Origin of the sequence: Kocuria palustris, from assembly GCF_016907795.1 — a bacterium.
Taxonomy (GTDB): domain Bacteria; phylum Actinomycetota; class Actinomycetes; order Actinomycetales; family Micrococcaceae; genus Kocuria; species Kocuria palustris.
On record NZ_JAFBCR010000001.1, the window covers coordinates 2138077 to 2152958 of the forward strand.

Sequence of the window (14882 nt, forward strand, 5' to 3'; positions counted from 1 at the left end):
GCGAGCACTACCCGGGCCGGGCGCCCGCCGCGGCGCCCGGCCCGTTCCGCAGCACGAAACCAGCAGCAGGAGATGCACCGCACGTGAATGCCATCAACCCGGCCAGCTTCGGAGTCAACGCCCCGGGGATCTCGCACGATCCGGACTGGTTCCGCAAGGCAGTGTTCTACGAGGTCCTCGTGCGCGCCTTCTCGGATGCCAACGGCGACGGCTCGGGAGACTTCTCGGGTCTGATCGAGAGGCTGGACTACCTCCAGTGGCTCGGCATCGACTGCCTCTGGATCCCGCCGTTCTACGAATCGCCCCTGCGCGACGGCGGCTACGACATCTCGGACTACTACTCGGTGCTCGACGAGTTCGGCACCGTCTCCGACTTCAAGCGCCTGGTCGCCGAGGCCCACGCCCGCGGTCTGCGCGTCATCACGGATCTGCCTCTGAACCACACCTCGGATCAGCACGAGTGGTTCCAGGCCTCCCGCGAGGACCCCGAGGGCCCGTACGGCGACTTCTACGTCTGGTCGGACACGGATGAGCTGTACTCCGAGGCGCGGATCATCTTCGTGGACACCGAGGAGTCGAACTGGACCTTCGACCCGGTGCGCCGGCAGTTCTTCTGGCACCGCTTCTTCTCGCATCAGCCGGATCTGAACTTCGAGAACCCCAAGGTCGTCGAGGCCGTCTACGATGTGGTGCGCTTCTGGCTCGACATGGGCATCGACGGCTTCCGGGCCGATGCCATCCCGTATCTGGTGGAGGAGGAGGGCACCAACTGCGAGAACCTCCCCGGCACCCATGACTTCCTGGTGGCCCTTCGCGAGATGGTCGACCGCGAGTACCCCGGCCGCGTGATCATCGCCGAGGCGAACCAGCCCCCGGAGGAGGTCGTCGAGTACTTCGGCTCGGCGGAGGCCCCGGAGTGCCACATGTGCTTCCACTTCCCGATCATGCCGCGGATCTTCTACGCCCTGCGCGACCAGCGGGCTCAGCCGCTGATCGACACCATGGCGACCACCCCGCGGATCCCCGAGGGCACGCAGTGGGGCACGTTCCTGCGCAACCACGACGAGCTCACGCTCGAGATGGTCACCCCGGAGGAGCGCCAGGCGATGCTCGGCTGGTACGCCCCGGATCCGCGCATGCGCGCCAATGTCGGCATCCGTCGCCGTCTCGCCCCGCTGCTGGACAACTCGCGGGCCGAGATCGAGCTGATCCATGCGCTGCTGCTCGCGCTGCCGGGCAGCCCATTCCTGTACTACGGCGACGAGATCGGCATGGGCGACAACATCTGGCTCGATGACCGCGACGCCTCCCGAACGCCCATGCAGTGGACCCCGGACCGCAATGCCGGCTTCTCGGAGGCGGATCCGGGCAAGCTGTACCTGCCGGTGATCCAGTCGCTCGTGCACCACTACACGCAGACGAACGTCGAGGCGCAGCTGGCCTCGTCGTCGTCGCTGCTGCACTGGCTGCGCCGCATGCTGCTGGTGCGCCGCGAGCACCCGGCCTTCGGCATGGGCGAGTTCCGCTCCGTGGACTCCGGGCACGAGTCGGTCTTCGCCTTCGTCCGGGAGTTCCATCCCCAGGACGAGCGGCACGAGGAGCAGGCGGAGACGCTGGTGTGCATCTTCAACCTGTCGCACACCCCGGCCGCCAGCACGATCGATCTGCCGGAGTTCGCCGGGCGCGGCCTGCGCGAGGTCTTCGGCGGCGAGCCGTTCGGCAAGGTCGACGACGACGGCACCTACCGGGTGACGCTGGGCTCCCAGGACTTCTTCTGGCTGAGGGTCCGCAGCGCGCCCGACGCCTCGGGAGTTCAGCCGCCCACGCAGTCCATGCCGATCATCACCAGCCTCGGCTGAGCTCGTCCTCGCCCGTTCACCCGCACCACCTGCACAGGAGACCTGACATGTCCGCCGTGAACCCGTCGTCGCACCCGGCGCGCAGCCTCGAGGAGGTGCTGCGCGGCTGGCTGCCCTCGCGGCGCTGGTTCCCCTTCGACGGCGATGCCGAGCAGCTGAGCCTCGAGACGGCCGCGGTGATCCCGCTGTCCGAGTCCCCGGCCGGCGCCTCGCCCGAGGACGAGGGCCTGGCGATCCACCTCCTGCGGGCGGGCACCCCGTCCGGGACGCGCATCGTCCAGGTGCCGCTGGAGACCTCCGCCTCGGCCTTCGACCAGCAGATCGGCTCCTTCGAGACCTCCGCAGGGACGCGCCACGTCCGGGAGGCCGTCGATCAGCCGGAGTTCCTGGACGCCGTGCTGGGCCTGCTGCGCAAGGGCTCGCAGATCGGCGGGCGCCGCGCGGCCATGACGGGGGCGGCCAACGACTCGCTGACCCCGGTCTCGGGCGTGAAGGCCGCCGAGCAGGTGCAGGTGATCGCCGGCGAGCAGTCGAACACCTCGGTGGTGCTGCGCCCCGTCGAGCCCGGCGAGGACGCGCTGATCCTCAAGTTCTTCCGCATCCTCGGCGAGGGGGAGAACCCGGACGTCGAGGTCGGACGCGAGCTGACCGACCTCGGCTGCTCCGTGGTGGCACGGACCTGGGGCTGGGCCGAGATCACCTGGCCGGAGACCGGCGACGACGACGGCCAGCGCCAGGCCGTCGGGCAGTCGGTCGTGGCCGCGGAGTTCGTCGACGGCGCCCAGGATGCCTGGCGCCTGGCCGTCGAGGCCGCCGCCGAAGGCCGCTCCTTCGCCGCGGAGGCCCGCGAGCTCGGCCGTGCCACGGCGCGCATGCACCGCGACCTCGCCTCCGCCTTCGGCACGCAGGAGACCCTCGGGCCCCGGCGCGAGGCGCTGCTGGAGTCGCTGTCCGGGCGTCTGGAATGGGCCCGCGATCAGATGGGCGACCGTCCGGGCGGGCTGGAGCAGGAGCTGGACTCGGTCATCGCCCGCGCCCGCGAGGTCGAGCAGCTGCCCGAGCTGCAGCGCATCCACGGCGACTACCACCTGGGCCAGGTGCTGCGCGGTCCCGACGGTGCCTTCCGCATCCTTGATTTCGAGGGCGAGCCGCTGCGCGAGATGTCGGAGCGCTCGGCCGCAGACCTTCCCCTGCGCGACGTCGTGGGGATGCTGCGCTCGCTGGACTACGCCGCAGCGTTCGGGCAGCGCGAGTCCGGGCGCGACACCGAGCAGTGGGGTCAGGCGGCCGCCGAGGCGCTGCTCGAGGGCTGGACCGCCGTGACCCACACGATCGTGGAGCGCCGTGATCCCCTGTTCCAGGCGCTGTGGCTGGACAAGGCCATGTACGAGGTCGTCTACGAGTCGCGCAATCGCCCCGACTGGGTCGACGTCCCGCTCAGGGCCGTGCTCAGCGCGCTCGGCGGCTCCCAGTCTTCGGCCGCCGTCGACCCCGCAGCCGGTGCCGCGGCCGGTGCGCTCTCTGGCGACCAGGAGACGGCCGACGAGCCCTCGGATGTCCGGGGGACGGGGGGCACCGCGTCGGAGGCTTCTGGTGCACCGGTCGAGACCTCGGCCGTCGTGCCGGGCCCGAGCGCGGCTGCTGCGGGCGTACCCTCGCAGTACCAGGCCGATCAGGCCATCCGGGGCGGCGCGGAGCCGACCCCCGACCAGCAGGAAGGCTCCGCCCCGGAGCCCCCCGCCGCAGCACCGCAGGCGGAGACGGACGAGACCAGCGGAAGCGAGCACCACGTGTCCCACACCATCTCCGAGGATGTCCTGGCGGCTGTCGCCGAGGGCCGGTACTACGATCCGCACTGCGTGCTCGGCGCGCATCCGCAGGACGACGGCACCGTCGTGGTCCGCACCCTGCGGCGCTTCGCCCAGAAGGTCGAGGCGATCACCGGAGACGGCTCCGTGCACCTGCTCAGCCACGAGTGGGGCGGCATCTTCACCGGTCGCATCCCCGCGACCTCGGACGGCGGCATCCCCGACTACCGCCTGCGCGTGACCTGGGACGGCGGACACAGCCTCGAGGTCGACGATCCGTACCGCAGCACTCCGACCGTGGGCGAGATGGACCTGCATCTGATCGGCGAGGGCCGGCACGAGGAGCTCTGGAAGGTCCTGGGCGCCCGTGTGCGCAGCTGGCCCTCGAGCTTCGGCGAGACCCGCGGCACGAGCTTCGCCGTCTGGGCCCCCAATGCCCGAGCCGTGCGCGTCATCGGCGACTTCAACGGCTGGGACGGCACCGAGCACGCCATGCGCTCGCTCGGCGGCAGCGGCGTCTGGGAGCTCTTCGTCCCGGGCGTCGGCCACGGTGCCATCTACAAGTTCCGCATCATGGGCCCGGGCGGGCAGTGGAAGGACAAGGCGGACCCCATGGCCCGCTGGAGCGAGGTGCCGCCGCTGACCGGCTCCCGCGTCCTCGACAGCGAATACACGTTCGGCGACGACGAGTGGATGGAGCGCCGCGCGCAGACGGACCCGCACAGCGGTCCCATGAGCGTCTACGAGGTCCACATCGGCTCGTGGCGCCAGGGGCTGAGCTACCGGGACCTGGCCACCGAGCTCGTCGACTACGTCAAGGCCCACGGGTTCACCCACGTGGAGTTCATGCCGGTGGCCGAGCACCCGTTCGGCGGCTCGTGGGGCTACCAGGTCACGGGCTACTACGCCCCCACGTCGCGCTTCGGCGATCCCGATGACTTCAAGCACCTCGTCGACGCCCTCCACCAGGCCGGCATCGGCGTGCTCGTCGACTGGGTCCCCGGGCACTTCCCCAAGGACGACTTCGCCCTGGCCCGCTTCGACGGTGCACCGCTCTACGAGCACCCGGATCCCCGCCGCGGCGAGCACAAGGACTGGGGCACTCTGATCTTCGACTACGGGCGCACCGAGGTCCGCAACTTCCTCGTGGCCAACGCCCTGTACTGGCTCGAGGAGTTCCACGTCGACGGCCTGCGCGTGGACGCCGTGGCTTCGATGCTCTACCTGGACTACTCGCGCGAGCACGGCGAGTGGGAGCCGAACCAGTTCGGAGGGCGGGAGAACCTGGAGGCCATCTCGTTCCTGCAGGAGGCCACCGCCACGGCCTACCGCCGCAGCCCCGGCACGGTGATGATCGCCGAGGAGTCCACGGCATTCCCGGGAGTCACTCGTCCCACCAGCGGCAACGGTCTGGGCTTCGGCATCAAGTGGAACATGGGCTGGATGCACGACTCGCTCGAGTACATGGGCGAGGACCCTGTGAACCGCAGCTACCACCACGGCAAGCTGACGTTCTCCATGGTGTACGCGTACTCCGAGAACTTCATCCTCCCGATCTCGCACGACGAGGTCGTCTACGGCAAGGGCTCCCTGCTGCGCAAGATGCCGGGAGACCGCTGGCAGCAGCTCGCCAACGTCCGGGCCTACCTCGCGTACATGTGGGCGCATCCCGGCAAGCAGCTGATCTTCATGGGCACCGAGTTCGCGCAGGACGCCGAGTGGGACAACGACAAGTCGCTGGACTGGTGGCTCGCGGAGACGGAGCCGCACCAGGGCATCCAGCGCCTGGTCGTGGAGCTGAACGAGATCTACAAGCAGACTCCGGCGCTGTGGGCGCAGGACAACGCGCCGGAGGGCTTCACCTGGCTGGATGCCAACGACAGCCAGGGCTGCACCATGTCGTTCGTGCGATGGGACACCGCCGGCGAGCCGCTGGTCTGCGCGGTCAACTTCGCGGGCATGCCCCACAACGGCTTCCATCTGCCGCTGCCTCGCGGCGGGCAGTGGGAGGAGGTCCTGAACACGGACGACCTCCGCTTCGGCGGCTCGGGCGTGGTGAACGGATCGGTCACGGCCGTGGATGAGCCCCAGTACGCGCAGCCGGCCCACGCGGTGCTGGACCTGCCGCCGCTGGGTGCGGTCTGGCTCCGGCCGACGAACTGACTGGCCGGCGGCGGGCGCGCAGCTCGCAGTGGCGACAGGCCGTCGCAGGCTCGGTGCCGGAGACAGCAGCCGACTGAGCAGGGAAGGAGCCCGTCCTCGCGCACGCAACGCGGGGGCGGGCCCCTTCTCGTTTGCGCGCAGCGGGGGACGTGTGTAGTGTTCTTCTTCGTCGCTCCGGCAGTCCGGACGGCACGGAGCAGCCGGAAGGCCTCCTGTCACGGACTGCATGCAACGCGTCGCAGGATTTCTGAGAGTTCAACCGCCGGAGACGGCGAGTTGACCTGAGGGAGGGCGACGGGTAATGTAGCGGAGTGCTTCGGACGGGTGCTGAAGCTGCGGATGACGCAGCGGCACGGTCCAGCAAGGAACTGATCTTCGCGGGCCTGGTGAAACGGGCTGGTTGATCGTCTGTTGTTTGAGAACTCGATAGTGTGCCAAATTGTCTGTTGATACCAGTTCAAGCAATTTTTTGTTTGGTTGGATCAGCTGATGCGTCAGTGCGTCTCGTTCCCGTGACGTGCTGGCGATCTTATTTTGATTCCAGCCAGGTATGGTTTTTCGTTTTTCAACGGAGAGTTTGATCCTGGCTCAGGACGAACGCTGGCGGCGTGCTTAACACATGCAAGTCGAACGCTGAAGCACCAGCTTGCTGGTGTGGATGAGTGGCGAACGGGTGAGTAATACGTGAGTAACCTGCCCTTGACTCTGGGATAAGCCCGGGAAACTGGGTCTAATACTGGATGCTACATGTCACCGCATGGTGGTGTGTGGAAAGGGTTTACTGGTCTTGGATGGGCTCACGGCCTATCAGCTTGTTGGTGAGGTAATGGCTCACCAAGGCGACGACGGGTAGCCGGCCTGAGAGGGTGACCGGCCACACTGGGACTGAGACACGGCCCAGACTCCTACGGGAGGCAGCAGTGGGGAATATTGCACAATGGGCGAAAGCCTGATGCAGCGACGCCGCGTGAGGGATGACGGCCTTCGGGTTGTAAACCTCTTTCAGCAGGGAAGAAGCCACAAGTGACGGTACCTGCAGAAGAAGCGCCGGCTAACTACGTGCCAGCAGCCGCGGTAATACGTAGGGCGCAAGCGTTGTCCGGAATTATTGGGCGTAAAGAGCTCGTAGGCGGTTTGTCGCGTCTGCTGTGAAAGCCCGGGGCTTAACCCCGGGTGTGCAGTGGGTACGGGCAGACTAGAGTGCAGTAGGGGAGACTGGAATTCCTGGTGTAGCGGTGGAATGCGCAGATATCAGGAGGAACACCGATGGCGAAGGCAGGTCTCTGGGCTGTTACTGACGCTGAGGAGCGAAAGCATGGGGAGCGAACAGGATTAGATACCCTGGTAGTCCATGCCGTAAACGTTGGGCACTAGGTGTGGGGGACATTCCACGTTTTCCGCGCCGTAGCTAACGCATTAAGTGCCCCGCCTGGGGAGTACGGCCGCAAGGCTAAAACTCAAAGGAATTGACGGGGGCCCGCACAAGCGGCGGAGCATGCGGATTAATTCGATGCAACGCGAAGAACCTTACCAAGGCTTGACATATACCGGATCGTTCCAGAGATGGTTCTTCCCCTTTGGGGTCGGTATACAGGTGGTGCATGGTTGTCGTCAGCTCGTGTCGTGAGATGTTGGGTTAAGTCCCGCAACGAGCGCAACCCTCGTTCCATGTTGCCAGCACGTGATGGTGGGGACTCATGGGAGACTGCCGGGGTCAACTCGGAGGAAGGTGGGGATGACGTCAAATCATCATGCCCCTTATGTCTTGGGCTTCACGCATGCTACAATGGCCGGTACAAAGGGTTGCGATACTGTGAGGTGGAGCTAATCCCAAAAAGCCGGTCTCAGTTCGGATTGAGGTCTGCAACTCGACCTCATGAAGTCGGAGTCGCTAGTAATCGCAGATCAGCAACGCTGCGGTGAATACGTTCCCGGGCCTTGTACACACCGCCCGTCAAGTCACGAAAGTCGGTAACACCCGAAGCCGGTGGCCCAACCCTTGTGGAGGGAGCCGTCGAAGGTGGGACTGGCGATTGGGACTAAGTCGTAACAAGGTAGCCGTACCGGAAGGTGCGGCTGGATCACCTCCTTTCTAAGGAGCTTCACTTTGGTCGCCGTGTGGCGGCCCGCCCGCACACCGCTTACTTGGTGTGGGGGTTGTTTTGGTGAGACCCGCTGCACCTGGCCCGTTTCGAGGGCTGGGTGGTGGGTTCGTGCTCATGGGTGGAATATCAGCGGACGAGGCAGCCGGTGCGACCTTCGGGTTGTGGTGGGTGTCTGATCACTGTCTGGTGTCTGCGTGCTTGCTTGGTGCGTGGGTGCTGTTGACGGTTGGTGGTTTGGTGCACTGTCGGGTCCTGGAACAACAGGCCCCGTCACCGTGGTCCCTGTCCCTTTGTGGGTGGGGGTGTGGTGGTTGGGTGTGTGTTCTGTGGCTTGCTTCAGGTAGTTGCGCACGGTGTGTGTGGTGAGGGGGGCGGCTGGTGTTGTTTGAGAACTGTATAGTGGACGCGAGCATCTTATTCTTTATGTGAGAATATTTTTGTGTGTCTGTTTGAAGATTACTAAGGGCGCACGGTGGATGCCTTGGCATCAGGAGCCGATGAAGGACGTGGCAATCTGCGATATGCCTCGGGGAGCCGATAAGCGGGCTGTGATCCGAGGATTTCCGAATGGGGAAACCCCGTCGTCTGTGAGGGCGATGACCTGTATCTGAATACATAGGGTGCAGGGGGGAACGCGGGGAAGTGAAACATCTCAGTACCCGCAGGAAGAGAAAACAACAGTGATTCCGTGAGTAGTGGCGAGCGAAAGCGGAAGTGGCTAAACCGTCTGTGTGTGATACCCGGCAGGGGTTGCATGGGCGGGGTTGTGGGAGCATCAGTGCCCGGTCTGCCGGCTGGGTCGTGTGAGTGCAGCGTGATAGTCGAATCATCTTGAGTGGTGTGCCGTAGAGGGTGTGAGTCCCGTAGACGAAATCATTGCTGCCGCGCGTGGTGTTTCCCGAGTAGCACGGAGCCCGTGAAACTTCGTGTGAATCTGCCAGGACCACCTGGTAAGCCTGAATACTACCTGATGACCGATAGCGGACCAGTACCGTGAGGGAAAGGTGAAAAGCACCCCGGGAGGGGAGTGAAATAGTACCTGAAACCGTGTGCCTACAAGCCGTCGGAGCCTTTTGGGGTGACGGCGTGCCTTTTGAAGAATGAGCCTGCGAGTTAGTGTCATGTCGCGAGGTTAACCCGTGTGGGGTAGTCGTAGCGAAAGCGAGTCTGAATAGGGCGTTGAGTGGCGTGATCTAGACCCGAAGCGAAGTGATCTACCCATGGCCAGGTTGAAGCGCGTGTAAGAGCGCGTGGAGGACCGAACCCACTTCAGTTGAAAATGGAGGGGATGAGCTGTGGGTAGGGGTGAAAGGCCAATCAAACTTCGTGATAGCTGGTTCTCCCCGAAATGCATTTAGGTGCAGCGTCGTGTGTTTCTTGCCAGAGGTAGAGCTACTGGATGGCTGATGGGCCCCAACGGGTTACTGACGTCAACCAAACTCCGAATGCTGGTAAGTGAGAGCACGGCAGTGAGACTGTGGGGGATAAGCTTCATAGTCGAAAGGGAAACAGCCCAGACCACCGACTAAGGCCCCTAAGCGTGTGCTAAGTGGGAAAGGATGTGGAGTTGCTCAGACAACCAGGAGGTTGGCTTAGAAGCAGCCATCCTTGAAAGAGTGCGTAATAGCTCACTGGTCAAGTGATTCCGCGCCGATAATGTAGCGGGGCTCAAGTACACCGCCGAAGTCGTGGCAATGCACATTTCCGTGCACCACTCGTGGCCGGGACACCTTTGGTGTTGTGGTTCGGGTGCTGTGTGGTGACTGTAATGGTTTTGTGTGTGTTGGGTAGGGGAGCGTCGAGCGGGTGGTGAAGCTGCCGGGTGACCGAGTGGTGGAGCCTGTTCGAGTGAGAATGCAGGCATGAGTAGCGAATGACGGGTGAGAAACCCGTCCGCCGAATGATCAAGGGTTCCGGGGTCAAGCTAATCTGCCCCGGGTGAGTCGGGACCTAAGGCGAGGCCGACAGGCGTAGTCGATGGACAACGGGTTGATATTCCCGTACCGGCGAAGAACCGCCCATACTGAACTGGGGATACTAACCACCGGTTCCACCCGTTTCTCATGCGCCACTTTGTGGTGTGTGGTTGTGGTGGGATGCGTGGGACCTGATCCAGGGAGGTAAGCGTGTTAACAGGTGTGACGCAGGAAGGTAGCCGAGCCAGGCGATGGTAGTCCTGGTCTAAGCGTGTAGGGCGAGTCATTGGTAAATCCGTGGCTCATATAGCTTGAGACGTGATGGGACCCCTTTGGTGGGGGATTCGGTGATCCTATGCTGCCGAGAAAAGCATCGACGTGAGGTTCTAGCCGCCCGTACCCCAAACCGACACAGGTGATCAGGTAGAGAATACTAAGGCGTTCGAGAGAATCATGGTTAAGGAACTCGGCAAAATGCCCCCGTAACTTCGGGAGAAGGGGGGCCCGGACCCTGACATGCCCTTGCGGTGTGGAGGGGGTAAGGGTCGCAGAGACCAGGGGGAAGCGACTGTTTATCAAAAACACAGGTCCGTGCGAAGTCGTAAGACGATGTATACGGACTGACTCCTGCCCGGTGCTGGAAGGTTAAGAGGACCTGTTAGACGCAAGTCGAAGCGGAGAATTTAAGCCCCAGTAAACGGCGGTGGTAACTATAACCATCCTAAGGTAGCGAAATTCCTTGTCGGGTAAGTTCCGACCTGCACGAATGGAGTAACGACTTCCCCGCTGTCTCAACCATGAACTCGGCGAAATTGCAGTACGAGTAAAGATGCTCGTTACGCGCAGCAGGACGGAAAGACCCCGAGACCTTTACTATAGTTTGGTATTGGTGTTCGGTGCGGCTTGTGTAGGATAGGTGGGAGACTGTGAAGCGGACACGCCAGTGTTCGTGGAGTCGTTGTTGAAATACCACTCTGGTCGCTCTGGATATCTAACTTCGGCCCGTGATCCGGGTCAGGGACAGTGCCTGATGGGTAGTTTAACTGGGGCGGTTGCCTCCTAAAGAGTAACGGAGGCGCCCAAAGGTTCCCTCAGCCTGGTTGGCAATCAGGTGTTGAGTGCAAGTGCACAAGGGAGCTTGACTGTGAGAGTGACGGCTCGAGCAGGGACGAAAGTCGGGACTAGTGATCCGGCGGTACATTGTGGAATGGCCGTCGCTCAACGGATAAAAGGTACCTCGGGGATAACAGGCTGATCTTGCCCAAGAGTCCATATCGACGGCATGGTTTGGCACCTCGATGTCGGCTCGTCGCATCCTGGGGCTGGAGTTGGTCCCAAGGGTTGGGCTGTTCGCCCATTAAAGCGGCACGCGAGCTGGGTTCAGAACGTCGTGAGACAGTTCGGTCCCTATCCGCTGCGCGCGTTGGAAATTTGAGAAGGTCTGTCCTTAGTACGAGAGGACCGGGACGGACGAACCTCTGGTATGTCAGTTGTACCGCCAGGTGCATGGCTGATTGGCTACGTTCGGGAGAGATAACCGCTGAAAGCATCTAAGCGGGAAGCTTGCTTCGAGATGAGATTTCCTTCCTCCTTTGTGGGGGTGAGGCTCCCAGGAGACTACTGGGTTGATAGGCTGGATGTGGTAGCGAGGACTGACGACTCGTGGAGCTGACCAGTACTAATAAGCCGATGATCTTCACACACACAACATGTCTTGCAGCCCTTTTGGGGGTGTGAATAGCAGCGTGTTTCGCGTCCACTGTACGGTTTTGGAACAACACTGTCCCACAACCATCTGGTTCCCGTTAGCGGGGTTGGCGGTGGTGGGTGGTAGGTTCGTGAACAGGTTTCCACGCGCACTGCGGTGTGTGGTGGTGGCAGGTTTGCGGTGGTTATAGCGTGAGGGAAACGCCCGGTCCCATCCCGAACCCGGAAGCTAAGGCTCACAGCGCCGATGGTACTGCACTCTGATGGGTGTGGGAGAGTAGGTCGCCGCCGCAATTATTTGTACGGAGAGAGGCTGATCGCTGACTCCTCGTCTTCACCGTGAGGGTGAGGATGGGTCGAGTCGCGGTCGGCCTCTTTTCGCATGCCCAGATGCTTTTTGCCCCCTCCTGCTGAGTGGATACCTGGTTGCACTATGAGGGCCTTTAGCGCAATTGGGGATCCACTCGGCCTACGGGGCTCTTCCTCCCCGCGCCGAGTGGATAGTTGATTGCGCTATGGGGGTCCTCAACGCAACTGGGGATCCACTCGCGCAAAGGGAGAGGGCGGTTATCACTGCAGAGCCCCTCCTGGCTCTGTCTGCCGGCTCTTCGGGCTCACTAGCGATGTAGGCGGAAGGGCAGCAGGTCAGAGTGCGAGATCCGCCATGGCCGCGCGGGCGGCCCAGGCGCCTGGCATGCCGTGGACGCCGGCACCCGGAGGGGCGGAGGAGGAGGCCAGGTACAGTCCCCGCGGTGCGAGCCGATACGGGTCGAGGCTCGGGCGCGGTCGCAGCACCGACTGCAGTCCCGTCATGGCACCGCCGGCCACGTCGCCGCCGATGAGGTTGGGGTTCCACCGCTCGAGGGCTGCGGGGTGCGTGCTGCGGCGTTCGAGGATGCGGTCGCGGAACCCGGGGGCGAAGCGCTCGATCTGGGACGCGATGCGCTCGGCGACCTCACCGGGGCGCCGCTCCACGTATCCCGCCGGCACATGGGCATAGGCCCACAGGACCACGCGTCCCTCGGCTGGGCCGTGCGCGCGCGACGGATCGGCCGCCTGCTGCTGGCACACCAATACGAACGGTCGTTCTGGTAGCCGTTCCCGGAAGACCTCGGACTCCGCGCGCACCAGCTCCTGAGCGGTGCCCGCGACGTGGACGGTGGTGGCCTCCGCGACGCGCGGATCGCTCCACGGCACTGGCCCGTCGAGGAGGAAGTCGACCTTGTGGGCGGCCGCCCCGTAGCGCCACCGGCCCAGCTGATTCCGCACACGCGGCGGGATCTCCTCGGCGCCCGGCCCGCTCAGGCGCAGCACCTGCGAGGGCGTGAGGTTCAACAGGACGGCATCGGACTGCGGCAGCTCGCGCAGATCGGTGACCCAGTGACCGGTATGCACGCGGCCGCCGTGCGCTTCCAGAACGCTGAGCAGCGCCGCGACGATCGAGCCGGTGCCTCCGCGTGCCACCGGCCAGCCGCGCGTCATGCCCAGCGCCCCGAACAGGGTCCCGAACGCACCGGTGAGCGGCTGTCCCAGCGGCGTGATCGCATGAGCGGCCGAGCCCAGGAAGAGGGTGCGCGCGGCGTCGTCGCGGAACAGCGCGCGTGCCATCGCAGCGGCAGGGGGCGCAGAGCGCAGCCCGAAGCGCGCCATAGCCAGCGGGTGCTTCGGCCAGCGCAGCATGGGCCCCAGGATGTTCTTCAGGTGGGCGTCGAGGCCCTCGACGACGGGGGCGTGCAGAGCGCGCCAGGCGCGGGCGTCGCGTCCCAGGCCCTCAGCCGTGGAGGCGAGGTCCTGGTGGAGCAGCGCGGCCGGAGCGCCTTCAGCCGGATGCGCCATGGGATAGGCGCTGCGGACCCACTGAAGGCCGTGCTGCTCCAGGCGCAGGTCCCGGAACACCGGGCTGGCGACGCCGAAGGGGTGCCCGGCGGCGCCCAGATCAACGATCGTGCCCTCGCCGAGCAGCGGGGCGGAGACCGCCGCGCCGCCGGGATGCTCGCCGCCCTCGTAGACGTCGACCTCCCAGCTCTCACGGGCGAGCAGTGCGGCGGCCGTGAGGCCGTTGGGCCCCGAGCCCACGACAACGGCGCGCGGCGCAGCGTTGCTGCTGTGCCGATGGGCGGTCATGCCTCTCACCTCCGGTGGCGATCCGCAGGATGCGCGGGACCTGCTGTCCCTGGACCGCGATGTCCCTCGACTATGGCCCACCGGAATGAAAGCCCGATGAGCGCGCAGCGCGAGGGCGAGATGCCGACGGCCGGGTGCCGATCGCTGCCGGTGAGGGCGCGCCCGGCACCCGGCCGTCGGTGCAGGGTGCTGGAGCCCCTGACCTGCTCCGACGCCGCGCGGACGAGGAGCGGGTCAGGGGTGGGGATCAGGCGAAGGGCTGGGAGGCCTCGTTCAGCGCCGTGACCTCCGCATCCGTGAGCTCGAGCTCGGCGGCTGCGATCAGCGCCGGGAGCTGCTCGACCCGGGAGGCCGAGGCGATCGGGGCGGTGATGCCGCGGGCCAGCAGCCAGGCCAGGGCCACGGTGGGCATCTCGACGCCGCGAGCAGCGGCGATGCGCTCCACGGCCTCGACCACGCGCAGGCCGTCCTCGGAGAAGTAGCCTTCGGCCATCCCGCCGCGCTGGGCACCCTCGAGATCGGCCTTCGTGCGGTACTTGCCGGTGAGGAAGCCCGCGGCCAGCGAGAAGTACGGGAACACGGCCGCGCCGTACTCCCGGGCGATGGGGGAGTAGTCCTGCTCGTACTCCCTGCGGAAGACCAGGCTGTACTGCGGCTGGATCGCCACCGGGGCGGTGAGGCCCTCGCGGCGGGCGGTCTCGAAGAACTCGCGCATGCGCTGCGGCGAGTAGTTGGACAGCCCGTAGGCCGTGACCTTGCCGGACTGCACGAGATCGTGGAAGGTGCGGACCTGGTCGGCGATCGCGATCGCCTCGTCGTCGTAGTGCGCGTAGTACAGGTCGATCCGGTCGGTCTGCAGCCGCTGCAGGGAGGCCTCGAGGGAGGCCTTGACGGTCTCGTCGGCCAGGCCGGTGAACTCCGGGTGCCGACCGGTCTTGGTCGCGATCAGCATGTCCTCGCGGTTGCCGCGGGCGGCCAGCCAGCGGCCCAGGACGGTCTCGGACTCGCCGCCGGTGTGGCCGTCGGCCCAGACCGAGTACATGTCTGCGGTGTCGATGAAGGTGCCGCCGGCCGCGACGAAGCCGTCCAGGACCTCGAAGGAGGTCTGCTCGTCCGACGTCCAGCCGAAGGTGTTGCCGCCGAGGTTCAGCGGGAGGAACTGCGTGTCGATGCCGGGGATGCGTGCGGATGCTGCCATGG

At 65.0% G+C, this 14882-nt stretch carries 4 protein-coding genes and 3 rRNA genes; 5 read left to right on the top strand and 2 right to left on the bottom strand.

Annotated elements, in window-relative coordinates; genetic code table 11:
* The first annotated feature begins 83 nt into the window (after positions 1 to 83).
* The 5 genes from treS (at position 84) to rrf (ending at position 11852) form a co-directional block, all read left to right on the top strand.
* Positions 84 to 1859, top strand: coding sequence for a maltose alpha-D-glucosyltransferase (gene treS / locus JOE55_RS09520; protein WP_204782748.1), 1776 nt, complete (start codon positions 84 to 86; stop codon positions 1857 to 1859).
* A gap of 47 nt (positions 1860 to 1906) precedes the next feature.
* Entirely contained in the window at positions 1907 to 5830 is a 3924-nt protein-coding gene (gene glgB, locus JOE55_RS09525; protein ID WP_204782749.1) for a 1,4-alpha-glucan branching protein GlgB, read from the top strand.
* Between the two features lie 565 nt (positions 5831 to 6395).
* A 16S ribosomal RNA gene (locus JOE55_RS09530) occupies positions 6396 to 7922 on the top strand.
* A gap of 462 nt (positions 7923 to 8384) precedes the next feature.
* Positions 8385 to 11553 (top strand): 23S ribosomal RNA (locus JOE55_RS09535).
* 182 nt (positions 11554 to 11735) lie between these two features.
* A 5S ribosomal RNA gene (gene rrf / locus JOE55_RS09540) occupies positions 11736 to 11852 on the top strand.
* Together the 16S, 23S and 5S rRNA genes form the textbook arrangement of a ribosomal RNA operon.
* A 351-nt stretch (positions 11853 to 12203) precedes the next feature.
* On the opposite strand, the gene JOE55_RS09545 is transcribed toward rrf, so the two are convergent.
* Together JOE55_RS09545 and JOE55_RS09550 are read right to left on the bottom strand one after the other, a co-directional pair.
* Complete coding sequence (locus JOE55_RS09545) at positions 12204 to 13682, bottom strand: phytoene desaturase family protein (RefSeq protein ID WP_204782750.1); 1479 nt, start codon at positions 13680 to 13682, stop codon at positions 12204 to 12206.
* Positions 13683 to 13929: 247 nt separating this feature from the next.
* Entirely contained in the window at positions 13930 to 14880 is a 951-nt protein-coding gene (locus JOE55_RS09550) for an aldo/keto reductase (RefSeq protein WP_204782751.1), read from the bottom strand.
* Positions 14881 to 14882: the final 2 nt, after the last annotated feature.